The 13,173-nt window shown below is 64.8% G+C and carries 11 protein-coding genes; 8 read left to right on the top strand and 3 right to left on the bottom strand.

Features of this window, described 5'->3' with window-relative positions; genetic code table 11:
- The first annotated feature begins 10 nt into the window (after positions 1-10).
- The 3 genes from cysD to AC0L3C_RS24505 all read left to right on the top strand — a co-directional run bounded on the left by cysD (position 11) and on the right by AC0L3C_RS24505 (position 5,200).
- The gene (gene cysD / locus AC0L3C_RS24515) at positions 11-805 is read left to right on the top strand and encodes a sulfate adenylyltransferase subunit CysD (RefSeq protein ID WP_026232781.1); all 795 of its coding nucleotides are present in this window, start codon (positions 11-13) and stop codon (positions 803-805) included.
- Between the two features lie 19 nt (positions 806-824).
- Complete coding sequence (cysC, locus tag AC0L3C_RS24510; protein ID WP_473264593.1) at positions 825-2,741, top strand: adenylyl-sulfate kinase; 1,917 nt, start codon at positions 825-827, stop codon at positions 2,739-2,741.
- Positions 2,742-3,034: 293 nt separating this feature from the next.
- Positions 3,035-5,200 (top strand): malate synthase G, encoded by a 2,166-nt coding sequence (locus AC0L3C_RS24505; RefSeq protein WP_473264592.1) that lies wholly within the window; start codon positions 3,035-3,037, stop codon positions 5,198-5,200.
- A 165-nt stretch (positions 5,201-5,365) separates the two neighbouring features.
- Here AC0L3C_RS24505 and AC0L3C_RS24500 read toward each other — a convergent pair whose 3' ends face one another.
- Entirely contained in the window at positions 5,366-5,521 is a 156-nt protein-coding gene (locus tag AC0L3C_RS24500; RefSeq protein WP_007599832.1) for a Thivi_2564 family membrane protein, read from the bottom strand.
- A 272-nt stretch (positions 5,522-5,793) separates the two neighbouring features.
- Between AC0L3C_RS24500 and AC0L3C_RS24495 the strand changes: the two genes are divergently transcribed.
- On the top strand, positions 5,794-7,887 hold the full coding sequence (locus AC0L3C_RS24495) for a methyl-accepting chemotaxis protein (RefSeq protein WP_473409162.1): 2,094 nt from the start codon (positions 5,794-5,796) through the stop codon (positions 7,885-7,887).
- 160 nt (positions 7,888-8,047) lie between these two features.
- Here AC0L3C_RS24495 and AC0L3C_RS24490 read toward each other — a convergent pair whose 3' ends face one another.
- Positions 8,048-8,701, bottom strand: a complete 654-nt coding sequence (locus tag AC0L3C_RS24490) for a DUF2865 domain-containing protein (protein ID WP_473409161.1) — start codon at positions 8,699-8,701, stop codon at positions 8,048-8,050.
- Positions 8,702-8,716: 15 nt separating this feature from the next.
- Positions 8,717-9,520, bottom strand: a complete 804-nt coding sequence (locus tag AC0L3C_RS24485; RefSeq protein ID WP_473264589.1) for a L,D-transpeptidase — start codon at positions 9,518-9,520, stop codon at positions 8,717-8,719.
- Between the two features lie 209 nt (positions 9,521-9,729).
- On the opposite strand from AC0L3C_RS24485, the gene AC0L3C_RS24480 reads away from it, so the two are divergent.
- From AC0L3C_RS24480 to AC0L3C_RS24465, 4 genes are all read left to right on the top strand, one after another.
- The gene (locus AC0L3C_RS24480) at positions 9,730-10,842 is read left to right on the top strand and encodes an AI-2E family transporter (RefSeq protein WP_473279378.1); all 1,113 of its coding nucleotides are present in this window, start codon (positions 9,730-9,732) and stop codon (positions 10,840-10,842) included.
- A gap of 78 nt (positions 10,843-10,920) precedes the next feature.
- Entirely contained in the window at positions 10,921-11,292 is a 372-nt protein-coding gene (locus tag AC0L3C_RS24475; protein ID WP_473264586.1) for an ElaB/YgaM/YqjD family protein, read from the top strand.
- Between the two features lie 76 nt (positions 11,293-11,368).
- Positions 11,369-11,824: a hypothetical protein gene (locus AC0L3C_RS24470; protein ID WP_473279379.1), complete on the top strand. Its 456-nt coding sequence runs from the start codon at positions 11,369-11,371 to the stop codon at positions 11,822-11,824.
- A gap of 187 nt (positions 11,825-12,011) precedes the next feature.
- The gene (locus AC0L3C_RS24465; protein WP_473264584.1) at positions 12,012-13,154 is read left to right on the top strand and encodes an OpgC domain-containing protein; all 1,143 of its coding nucleotides are present in this window, start codon (positions 12,012-12,014) and stop codon (positions 13,152-13,154) included.
- Positions 13,155-13,173 lie beyond the last annotated feature (19 nt).

The raw sequence follows: 13,173 nt of genomic DNA, 5'->3' as shown, positions 1-13,173 counted from the left end.
TGCCCCGAGCATGGACCATCTCGACCAGCTCGAGGCCCAGAGCATCTACATCTTCCGCGAAGCCTTCGGCCGCCTCAAGAAGATCGCCCTGCTGTGGTCGCTCGGCAAGGACTCCAACGTCATGATCTGGCTGGCGCGCAAGGCGTTCTTCGGCCGCCTGCCGTTTCCGGCCCTCCATGTCGACACCGGCAAGAAATTTCCGGAGATGTATCGCTTCCGCGATCACTACGGCAAGGAATGGGATCTCGATCTGCGCGTCGAGCCCTGCCCGCCGATTGATGCCGTCGACCCAACGCTGCCGCCCGCCGCCCGTTCCGCCGCGCGCAAGACCGAGGGCCTCAAGATGGCACTCGCCAAATACGGTTTCGACGGTCTGATCGCCGGCATTCGCCGCGACGAGGAGGCGACGCGCGCCAAGGAGCGCGTGTTCTCGCCGCGTGGGCTCGAAGGCAATTGGGACGTGCGTGACCAGCCGCCGGAATTCTGGGATCACTTCAACGCCTCGCCGCCGCAAGGCGCGCATTTGCGCATTCATCCGATCCTGCATTGGACCGAGTCAGATATCTGGGCCTACACCAAGCGCGAGAACATCCCGATCATCCCGCTGTATCTGTCGCAAAACGGCAAGCGCTATCGCTCGCTGGGTGATCAGGACATCACCAACCCGGTCGCCTCAAACGCGTCGACTATCGACGAGATCCTGATCGAGCTCGAGCAGACCAAGGTGCCGGAACGTTCCGGCCGCGCGCTCGACCACGAGACCGAGGACGCTTTCGAGCGCCTGCGCGTCGCCGGCTATCTCTGATCAAGGACGCGAGCGTCGTATGAACATGATCGTCACCCCCGCATCGCCCGCCACACCGAACGGCACCACGCGTCCGCAGGTCCGCATCGTCATCGTCGGCCATGTCGACCATGGCAAGTCGACGCTGGTCGGCCGCCTGCTGCACGAGACCGGCAGCCTGCCCGACGGCAAGCTCGACATGCTCAAGGCCGTCAGCGCGCGGCGCGGTATGCCGTTCGAATGGTCGTTCCTGCTCGACGCACTCCAGACCGAGCGCGACCAGGGCATCACCATCGACACCACGCAGATCCGCTTCCGCACCAATTCGCGCGACATCGTGCTGATCGACGCACCCGGCCACGCGGAATTCCTGCGCAACATGATCACCGGCGCCTCGCAGGCCGACGGCGCGGTGCTGATCATCGACGCGCTTGAAGGCGTGCGCGACCAGACGAGGCGGCACGGCTATCTCCTGCATCTGCTCGGCGTGAAGCAGGTCGCGATCGTCGTCAACAAGATGGACCGCGTCGACTTCGCCGCCGAGCGCTTCAAGGCGATCAGCGACGAGATCTCGGCGCATCTGCAGAGCCTTGGCGTGAAGCCCACGGCCGTGATCCCGATTTCCGCCCGCGACGGTGACGGCGTCGCCGAGCGCACCGACCGCATTGGCTGGTACAAGGGTCCCACCGTGGTCGAAGCGCTCGACAGGCTCGAGCCGGCGCGGCCGCTGGAAGCCTTGGCGCTGCGCCTGCCGGTGCAGGCGATCTACAAGTTCGACGACCGCCGCATCGTCGCGGGCCGGATCGAATCCGGCAGCCTGGTTGCCGGCGACGAAATCGTGATCATGCCCGCCGGCAAGATCGCCAGGATCAAGACGGTCGAGAGCTGGCCGGTGACGCCGGTCGCGGGCCGACAGGGTGCGGGCCGCTCGGTCGGCATCACGCTCGACCGCGAGCTGTTCCTCGAACGTGGCGATATCATCGCGCATACCAGCAGCGCGCCGCGCGAGACGCGACGGCTGCGCGCGCGGATATTCTGGCTGCACGACAAGCCGCTGGCCAAGGGCGACCAGCTCCTGGTTCGCTGCGGACCGAAGGAAAGCCGCGCCACCGTCGTCGCAATCGAGAAGGCGGTCGATCCCGGCGAGCTGTCGAGCGTCGAGAACAAGGCGATCGGGCGCAACCATGTCGGCGAGATCGACATTTCCCTTTCGAATCCGATTGCCACCGACCCCTACACGGAAAATCCGCGCACCGGCCGTCTCGTGATCGAAGTGTCCGGGCGCATCGCCGGCGGCGGTCTGGTGCTGTCGGTCGATGCCGGCCAGCGCGCCCTGCCCGTCGACATCGTGCCGGTGGAATCGGCGCTGCGGCCCGACGAACGCTCCGCGCGCTATCGTCACAACGGCGCCGTGATCTGGCTCACCGGCCTCCCCGCCTCCGGCAAGTCGACGCTCGCAAAAGCGTTGGAGCGGCGGCTGTTCAGCAATGGCGGCTCGCCGATCCTGCTCGACGGCGACACGCTGCGTGCCGGGCTCAACAGCGATCTCGGCTTCTCGGCCGCTGATCGCAGCGAGAACATCCGGCGTCTCGCCGAAGTCGCGACGCATCTCGCCCGCAACGGCCACATCGCGATTGTCGCCGCCGTCTCGCCCGCCCGCGAGGACCGCGCCACCGCGCGCCGCATCGCCGACACTTCGTTCCGCGAGATCCACGTCGCGACGCCGGCGGGAATCTGCGAGGAGCGCGACCCCAAGGGCCACTACAAGAAGGCCCGCGCCGGCACGCTCGCGTCGTTCACCGGCATTCTCAACGACTACGAGACGCCGCAAGCCGCTGAGCTCGTGATCGATACCTCGACGCGGACGGTCGCCGAGGCGGCGGACGAGATCGAACAGATGCTCAAGACGACCGGCGTGCTGTTCGACGAACTCGTGGACCTCGCCGCGAATATTTGAAGCCGGGCTGCTGCCCCGCTGTCGTCGCCCGGCTTGACCGGGCGACCCAGTATTCCACCGAGAGCAGTGATTCAGCCGAGAGGCCGCGGCGTACTGGATTCCCCGCCTTCGCGGGGAATGACACCGTGCGTCGGCCGCCCACCCCGCCTTGACATTTTGACAACTTTTGGGGGCCTTCTCACGGCCCCGATTTTGGGGCTAATAGGGCCCTGAAAGCCGCTCCTTGGAGCGCATTTTGCTGCTGTCGGATCAAAAGCAGCCAAAAACAGCCATTTCCAACGAGAAAGCCCATCATGAAACGCGTCGACGCCCACGGATTGAAGATCGCTCCCGTCCTGTTCGATTTCATCGCCAAGGAAGCGGCCCCGAAGACGGGAATCGCGCCGGATGCGTTCTGGGCCGGGCTCGCCGCCATCATCAAGGAGCTGGGCCCGAAGAACCGCGCGCTGCTGGCGGAGCGCGACACGCTGCAGGCCAAGATCGACGACTGGCACCGCGCCAACAAGGGCAAGGCGTTCGACCTCAACGCCTATACCGCCTTCCTGAAGGAGATCGGCTATCTGGTCCCGGAGCCGGCGACGCAGACGGTCGAGACCGCCAATGTGGACGAGGAGATCGGCACGATCTGCGGCCCTCAGCTCGTCGTGCCCCTGACCAACGCACGCTATGCGCTGAACGCGGCGAATGCGCGCTGGGGCTCGCTCTATGACGCCTTCTACGGCACCGACGCGATCCCGCACGATCCGTCCGAGAGCGGCAAGGGCTACAACAAGGCACGCGGCGACAAGGTCATCGCAAAAGCGAAAGCGTTCCTCGATGCCGCGGTGCCGCTGGCGACCGGCAGTCACACCGACGTCACCGCCTATAGCGTGGTCGCGGGCCAGCTCGCGGTGAAGCTGAAGAGCGGCAATGCCACCGCGCTGAAGAACGCCGCGCAATTCGCAGGCTTCCAGGGCGATGCGGCCGCACCGAGCGCGGTGCTGCTCGCCAACAACGGCCTGCATGTCGAGGTGAAGATCGACCGCAGCAGCGCGATTGGCAAGGACGATCCGGCCGGCGTCGCGGACATGGTCATGGAGTCCGCGGTCTCCACGATTCTCGACATGGAAGACTCGGTCGCGGCCGTCGATGCCGAGGACAAGGTGCTGGTCTATCGCAACACGCTCGGCCTGATGAACGGCACGCTGTCGGCCGATTTCGAGAAGGGCGGCAAGACGCTGACGCGCTCGCTCAATGCCGACCGCAGCTACAAGACGCCTGACGGCAAGGGCGAAGTGAAATTGCACGGCCGCAGCCTGCTGCTGATGCGCAATTGCGGTCACCACATGTTCACCGACGCGGTGCTGGACGACAAGGGCGAGGAGATTCCGGAAGGCCTGCTCGACGCCGCCGTCTCCGGACTTCTTGCCGTGCATGACTTGAAAGGCAACTCCAACGTCAAGAACAGCCGCACCGGATCTGCCTATATCGTCAAGCCGAAGATGCACGGCCCCGACGAGGTGTCGCTGACCTGCGAGATCTTCGATCGCGTCGAAAAGATGCTGTCGCTGCCCGAGAACACGCTCAAGGTCGGCATCATGGACGAGGAGCGGCGCACCACCGTCAACCTCAAGGCCTGCATCCAGCGCGCCTCCAAGCGCATCATGTTCATCAACACCGGCTTCCTCGACCGCACCGGCGACGAGATCCACACCTCGATGGAGGCGGGTCCGATGATCCGCAAGAACGAGATGAAGGCGCAGGCCTGGATCAAGGCCTATGAGGACTGGAATGTCGACATGGGCCTGATCTGTGGCCTGCCCGGCCATGCCCAGATCGGCAAGGGCATGTGGGCCGCGCCGGACAAGATGGCGGACATGCTGGCGCAGAAGCTCGCCCATCCGCAGGCCGGTGCCACCACCGCCTGGGTGCCCTCGCCGACCGCCGCGACGCTGCACGCGCTGCACTACCACCAGGTCCACGTCGCCGCGCGCCAGCAAGAGCTCGCCAAGGCCGGCCCGCGCGCAAAGCTCGAGGACATCCTCACCATCCCGGTGTCGAAGTCGAACTGGGCGCCCGACGACGTCAAGCAGGAGATCGACAACAACTGCCAGGGCATCCTGGGCTATGTCGTGCGCTGGATCGACCAGGGCGTCGGCTGCTCCAAGGTGCCTGACATCCACGACGTCGGCCTGATGGAAGACCGTGCCACCCTGCGCATTTCCAGCCAGCACTTGGCCAACTGGCTGCACCAGGGCGTCATCACCGAGGCGCAGGTGATGGAATCGCTCAAGCGCATGGCGGTCGTGGTCGACAAGCAGAACGCCGGCGATCCCGTCTACAAGCCGATGGCGCCCGCCTTCGACGGCACGGCCTTCAGGGCGGCGAGCGACCTCATCTTCAAGGGGCGCGAGCAGCCCAACGGCTACACCGAATACATCCTCACCGCCCGCCGCCGCGAGGCCAAAGCGGCTGGCTGAAAAGGCGACCGGCTGAGCCCAGCCAGTCAACACCGAAAGCCCCGGCTCGCGCCGGGGCTTTTTTGTTCGCGCAGTAGCCCGGATGGAGCGAAGCGTAATCCGGGGCCGCTATCGCTTGGGGCAAGACCCGGATTGCGCTGCGCTCCACCCGGGCTACGAAGCGGGCTAGAATACTGCCAGATATTTCAGCAGCGAGACGATGCCGATGATGATGACGACCACCCGCGCGATCTGCTTGGCGCGGCCGTCCATCGGCAGCATGTTGATGAGGTAAAGTACGAGAATGACGACGAGAAAGGTGACGAGGACGCCGACCAACATTGCTAGGACCCCCCTTTTAGGCAGTTGCTGACGCTCTCTTAACGCACAACTCTCGTGCCGGTTCCATTGAGGCAACCCTCTGCAACTTCTAGTAATTCCGTACTTCTACCGTCAGTCGGCCTGCCTAAAACTTTACCCTTTTCCTTTCAGATGCAGTCGCCGTTTGGGCCCTGAGCCACAAACGGCATGCGATTGCCTGGTCTTGCGTGCCCCTTTTTCCGATGTTGCCGGGGGCGACTTCACGAACTTTGTAATGGGAATTGGGGACTTCGATGCTGAATCGTCTGACCGTATCCGCGCTGCTGAAGGCGGTGATCGCGATCACATCGATCTGCGTGGTGATCGCACTCTCGCTCACCGCCTACGAGTCCTGGGATCGCCTGAAGACCGCCAACCGCATCTCGCAGATCGCCGTCACATCCGCCGATCTGTTCAAGGCGATGCACAATCTGCGCACCGATCGCTCGACCACGGTCCGCCTCCTGAACGCGACCGAGCCGATGGACGGCGAGATCGAGAAATATCTGCGCGCCCTGCGCGATGCCCAAATGCCTGCCATGGCGCGCGCGATCGAGCTGCTGCCGGCCATGGACTTTCCGCAATCGGGTACGCTGGTGCCGGAGCTCGCGCGTCTATTCAAATTGCTGACCGAAGAGCAGAAGCAGTTCTGGGAGGATGTGGCCAAGCCGAAGGACCACCGCCGCGCCGGCCTGCCCAAGGAATACATGGAGACGACGCAGGGCCTGCTCGACACGCTCGACAAGCTCTCGAACACGTTGGCAGCCACGGTCAATCACCTGGACGCCACGATCGACCAGCTCCTGTCGATCAAGCAGAACGCCTGGTTGCTCCGCAACACCGCGGGCGAGGCGTCGCTGATCGTCTCGACCGGGCTTGCCGCCGGCAAGGTCACGCCGGAAGGCCGCTACGCCTATACCCAACATGTCGGCGGCACGAGCGCGATGTGGAAGGCGCTGGAGTTGTCGACGTCCGGCGTGCAGTTGCCGGCGGGGCTCGCCTCCGCGATGGCCTCCGCCAAGACCTCCTATTTCGAGCCGCAATATCTGGCCTTGCGCGACCGTCTCGCGGACGCGCTGGTCAAGGGTGAGAAGCCCGAGATGACGGCGAACCAATGGAGCCCGCTCACGGTCGGCCGCATGGCGAGTGCGGTCGCAGTGGCAGAAGGTGCGCTCGATGCTGCCAAGATCCACACGCAGGAGCAGCGCGGCACCGCACAGCGCGCACTGATCGTGCAGCTGACGCTGCTGGCGCTCGCCGTGGGGCTTGCCGTCGGCGCGATCATGCTGGTCAGCCGCCGCGTCATCACTCCGCTCAACACCATTCGGGACGCCATGCTGAAGGTCGCTGGCGGCGACCTTGCCGTCGACAGCGGCTATCTCGATCGCAACGACGAGATCGGCGCGCTTGCCGGCGCGCTGGAGACCTTCAAGCAGCAGGCCAACGAGAAGCTCACGATCGAGGCGCAGGAGCGCGAACGCAATGCGGGCGCCTCCGCGCGCCAGCGCGCGGTCGAGACCTATGTCGGCGAGTTCGAGGGCGCGGTGCGCAAGACGCTCGGCGAATTGAGCGAAGCCTCCGGCGAAATGCGCAAGACCTCGGGCGATCTCTCCGCGGTGTCGCGGCAGACCAACGACCGCGTGCAGGTCGCAGGCAAGGCCTCCAATGACGCCTCTATGAGCGTCGACAGCGTCGCCGCCGCCGCGGAAGAGCTCAGCGCCTCGATCAACGACATCAGCCAGCAGGCCGCGCATGCCGCAGGCATCGCCAGCCGCGCCGTGACCCAGGCGCGCGAGACCGACGGCACGGTGCAGGGACTTCAGAAATCGGCCGGCCGCATCGGCGAGGTCGTCGGTCTGATCAACACCATTGCGCAGCAGACCAATTTGCTCGCGCTCAACGCCACGATCGAGGCGGCCCGCGCCGGCGAAGCCGGTCGCGGCTTTGCCGTGGTCGCCTCCGAGGTGAAGTCGCTGGCGAGCCAGACGGCCAAGGCGACCGAGGAGATCTCCGAGCAGATCGCCGACATCCAGAAGGTCGCGGGCGACGCCATCAGCGCGATCCAGACCATCGGCGGCATCATCGGCGAAGTGAACGAGGTCGCAACCGCAATCGCCGCCGCCGTGCAGGAGCAGGGAGCGGCCACGCAAGAAATCACCCGCAGCACCCAGTTTGCGGCGCAGGGCACCAAGAACGTCTCGGACAACATCACCGGCGTCAAATCCGATGCGGACGCTGCTGCCGCTGCCGCCGACAACGTGAAGCACGCCTCCGAGATGCTGGAGAACCAAAGCCGCCAGCTCGGCCATGAGGTCAGCGACTTCCTCGGCAAGATCCGCGCGGCATAGGGCGGGTATCTAGAGCCACACAGGCTTCGGTGTCGTCCTGGCGAAAGCCAGGACCCATAGCCACCGCACTCTGCAAGGGGCAGGCCGGTGGTCAGCCGTGTGGGGGCAAGACCGGCATTTGGGGCAATGGGTCCTGGCTTCCGCCAGGACGACGTTGACGCTACTCCTTCGCCACCACCGGCACCTGGCGGAATCTTGCGCGCACCGAATCGGGCAGCGGGGAGAAATTCATCGCGACGCCGCGGCGGTCGTTGGCACTGCGGCTGGCGACCACCAAGCCGTCGGCGCCCGCAACGATGTCCCCCTTGCGCAAGGTGGGATCGTCGTCGACCTTGACCTGAGCGAGCCCGACCGGATCCTTGCCGTTGCAGGTGCAGCCTGCGACAATCTCATTGCGATAGCGGAACGCGTTCGGCAGGTCGGAATAGGATTTCCCCTTGTTCGTCGTCGCGTCGTCGATGTTGCCACCGTAGACCAGGGAGGTCTCCGAGGCCGGGCAGAAGCTCTTGCAGGATTGCGCCTTGCTCTCGGAATCGTTTCCCTGCGCCGGGAAATACCGTCCGTCGCAGCCGCGCACGCAATAGGCCGTGCCGCCGCCATAGGAGGCCCGCTGGCGCGGCGTGTCGTAGCGCGGCGCGTCATCGGTCTGGAACGGCATGCGGATCTCGGGCGCCGCCCGCCCGCGGAAGCCGCCGAACAGGGCCGAGAAAAAGTCCTCCGCATGGGCAGATGGCGTAAGCGCGAGGCCGAAGGAGGCAACGGCGACGAATGCCGCCACGCCACCGGCGAGTTTGCCGATCGAACGTCTCTTCATGTGACCTCACTCAACTTAGTTCACGGCGGAATTCGAAATGTTCAGCGCCTGCCGGCCCGAGGGCAGCGCCGTCACAGCCGGACGCTTGCGCACGGAATCCCCGCCTTTTGCCATCAGCGGCGCGTTCTTCGGCAGCACAACGACCTTTGCACCGACATTGACGCGGTTGAACAGGTCGGTGACGTCCTCATTGGTCATGCGGATGCAGCCGGACGAAACGAACTTGCCGATCGTCGTGGGATCGTTGGTGCCATGGATGCGGTATTCGCTCGATCCGAGATACATCGCACGCGCGCCGAGCGGATTGCCGGGGCCACCAGCGACGAAGCGAGGCAGATAGGGTTGGCGCGCGATCATCTGGGCCGGCGGATGCCAGTCCGGCCACTCCGCCTTGCGGCTGACGCTCTGCACACCCGACCAGGTGAAACCTTCGCGCCCGACGCCGACGCCATAACGGATGGCGCGGCCTTGGCCGAGTACGTAGTAGAGATAAGTATTGTTGGTATCGATGACGATGGTACCGGCCGGCTCGCTGCGGTCGAAACTGACAATCTGCTTGCGCAGGCGATCGGGTAGCGCGGCATCCTCGTCGGCGGCCTGCGCGTTTTGGCTTGCGTAGCCTTGGTTCGCATAGCCTGGGCTCGCATAGCCCTGCGAATAGCCCTGGCCCTGCGGGTAGGCCTGATCCTGCGGATAGGTGTAGCCCAGCGTCTGTGCGCTTGCGGCGCCAAACGGCACTGCCAGCAAAGCGGTTGCGAAGGCGAATGCGGTGATGCGGCGCGGCGATAAGCGGCGTCGGACTGCAGAGAACTTTGTCATGTGCTGCCCCGTTGAATGCCCGCATCTGGGTGATGCGCTGTGTCGATCAACGCGGCCGAGCCGATACAAGTTCCGCGCAGCGATGCAGCAGCGACGTCACAGTCAAGCGAGCATTTCTTCACGAAGCCGCGATGGAACCCGGAGGGTGCTTGGACGTTCTCCCCTCGTCATGGGCGCGCGGACCGAAGACTCCGTGCCGGAGAGGTATTGTGCGCGTCCTTCCCAGTGAACGTATGACTTCCGGCAACGGCGAAGGCACTCCGCTTCCCGAGAGCCACGGCGAACTTCCGCCGGTGATCCGCCGCACCGAACTCGTCGCCCTCTCGCTCGCCGGACTGCTCCTCATCGCCATCGTCGCGGTGCTCTATGTCGGCAAGGCGTTCTTCCTGCCGGTCGTGATGGCGTTCGTCACCGGCACGATGCTCTCGCCGGCAGCGACCTTCCTGGAGAAACGGAAAGTGCCGCGGAGCCTCGCGGCCGCGCTGATCGTGTTCGCGGTGACCGCCGTAGTCGGGTTCATCGTAGCGCTCATTGCTTCGCCAGCGATGGAATGGAGCTCGCGCCTGCCCGAACTCGGCGCGCAGTTGAAAGACAAAGTCCACGTGTTCGACCGGCCGCTGGCGCTGTGGCGAGAGCTGCAGATGATGCTCGGCGGCTCGGAGGGATTGCCAAGCTTCCAGATGCCGAAGTTCGACTGGGTGCAGCCGACGATCGAATTCCTGTCACCGACCTTTACCGAATTCCTGCTGTTCTTCGTCACCCTGATCCTGTTCATCGCCAGCTGGCGAGACCTGCGACGGGCGATGATCATGACCTTCAGCGATCATGAGGCACGGCTGCGCACCCTTCGCATCCTCAACGAGATCGAGGTCCATCTCGGCAACTATCTCTTGACCGTGACCCTCATCAATGTCGGCGTCGGCGTCGCCGCCGGCCTCGTTTGCGCCCTCACCGGAATGCCCAATCCGGCTGGCCTCGGCGCGCTCGCGGCCACCCTCAATTTCATTCCGATCATCGGACCGGTCGCCATGTTCGCCATTCTGGTCGTGGTGGGACTGGTCACCTTCCCGACCGTCAGCGGCGGCCTGATGGCGGCGCTCGCCTTTGGCGGCATCACCTTCCTGGAGGGACATTTCGTTACGCCCACCATCATCGGCCGGCGGCTGGCGCTCAATGCGCTGGCGGTGCTGCTGGCGCTGGCGTTCTGGACCTGGCTGTGGGGCCCGATGGGCGCGTTCCTGTCGTCGCCGCTGCTGATCGTCGCCCTGATCCTGAAGGAGCATCTGTTGCCGCAGGATTCGCCGCAGCTCCCGCAGGACTGAGCGGTTTCCGTGAACGGAACTTACCCGACGACGAAACGTTTCCCGGCTGTCTCAACCGTCAACAGCTCGGAGCCCCTGATGTCCACCACCAACGCCGAAGCCGGGATGAGAGACTGGACCGACAAAGCCACCCGAGAACGCCTCGAGAAGGATGTAGCAGCCGTGAAAAGCGATATCGCCGCCCTCACCGATCAGATCACCGACGCGCTCAATACTTTTGCCAACTCCTCCGGCAAGCAGGCCCGCCGCGGCTATCGCCAGGCGCGCGAGAACGTGGATTCCGCGATCGACGACATGTCGGAGCGCGGCAGCGCGATGATGGACGCCGCACAGGAGGCCTACGGCTCGATCGAGGAGACGCTGGAGGACGCGATCAGCCAGCGGCCGCTCGCGACCGTCGGGCTCGCGCTCGGCATCGGCTTCCTGATCGGCGCGGCCTGGCGCCGCTGAGGTCGCGAACTTGTATCGAGACGGTGGCGCAGCGGCGCCGCCGGTGCCGGCTTGTGGGGATCTGAGGAGCAAGACCATGTTTCAGCGCATCATCGACGGGATCAGTGCATCCACCGGCACCACCGTGCGGCTGACCTCGCTGGCAGCAGGCGCGGCGTTCGCGCTCTTCATCACCACCTGCTTCCTGTGCGCGGCGGCATTCATTTCGGTGCTCAACAAATATGGTCCGGTGCAGGCCTGCCTCGCCGGTGCAGGCATTTTCTTTCTGCTGACCCTGACCGCGGCGGTAAGCTATTGGGTCTACAAACGGCAGCTGCGCAAGCAAGCTCATATCGTAGCCGAGCGCGCCACGAAGTCGGCGGCCTCGAACATGCTCGCGGACCCCATGCTGCTCGCCACCGGACTCCAGATCGTTCGCGCCGTCGGGATCAAGCGGCTGTTGCCGATCCTGGCGATCGGCGGCGTCGCGCTCGGAATCATGGCGAGCCGCGCCGGCGCACCCGACGAGGCCTCGGCCGAACCTGCCGAGTAGCAGCTACCGCGGGTTAGAATATTTCGTCAGAAGTCGCGCGAACGCATCTATCGAATAGGTACCGGCGGCCCGGCGTCAGATTTGGCGCCGTCCGGCCGTTTGCCTGCGCCATCACGCAAACGCTACTCGGACAGGCAGGCGGTTGCCGCTAAAAGCAGCGCCCCTGATTCCAAAAGCCATTTTCTCGATGAAACCGTCCGTCCAGGCGAACCTCGCCGCATTCCATCATGACCCCCGGCTCTATTTGACGCTCGGTATCGCCAACTGGTCGGTTTTCGTCGACCACATCCCGAACAACGTCGTCAATTTGCTGACGCTGCGCAACTTCGGCTTCAGCGGCGCCGCAGACTTGTTCGTGTTCGTGGTGGGCTATGGCGTCGCGATTATTCACGGCAGGATCGCACTGGAGCGCGGCTACGTCGTCGCGGCGACGCGCATCTTTCGCCGCGTCTGGCGGCTGTATGCCGCCTATGTCGTGCTGTTCGTGATCTATATCGACACCATCGCCTATGTCGCCTCGCAATCGATGGCGCCCGAGATCATCCACGAATACAACATATCGGGAATTCTCGAGCACCCGCTGCGCATCCTGGTGCGTGGCCTCGTGCTCCAGGAGGAGCCGCTGAATCTCGACCTGTTGCAGCTGATGATCCCGCTGATGGCCTTCTTTCCGTTCGCGCTGTGGGGGCTGTTGCGGCGGCCGAACCTGACGCTTGCGGCATCGGTCGCGCTCTACGTTGCGGCGCGCTGGTTCGACTGGAATTTCCGGGTCTATCCGGACCAGGAGTGGACCTTCAACCCGTTCTGCTGGCAGATGCTGATGGTGCTGGGCGGCTGGTTTGCCGTGACGGGTGCGTCGGGCCGCGCGCTGCACGGCTTGTCCTGGCTGCGCGTGCTTGCGGGCGCCTATCTCGTATTCGCACTGGCGATCACGCTGATGCGCCACTCGCCGGCGCTTGCCGCCTACCTGCCGGACATCGTGCTGGACAATATCACGCCGACCGACAAGGAAAACCTCGCACCCTATCGCGTGGTCCACTTCCTCGCGCTCGCTTTCATCGCTACACATCTCGTCCCGGCCGATCATCCCGGCCTGCAATGGAGATCGCTACGGGCGGTCATCCGATGCGGCGAGGAGTGGCTCGCGGTGTTCTGCGTCGGCGTGTTCCTGTCACTTGCTGGCCATCTCATCCTGATTACCGGCGCGAATCTGGTGGTGATGCAGATCGCCGTGAGTCTGGCGGGCTTCGCGGCGATGGCCGCGGTCGCATATTACATCGCCTGGTCGAAGCGGCAGGACCTGCCCGCGGCCTTGCGGCAGCAGGCCTAACCCCGCACCTTCCGATTCC

It is taken from the genome of Bradyrhizobium sp. WSM4872 (assembly GCF_055811715.1).
Note: the sequence above shows the minus strand (reverse complement) of the source record. Positions and strands in the feature narration are given on the sequence as shown.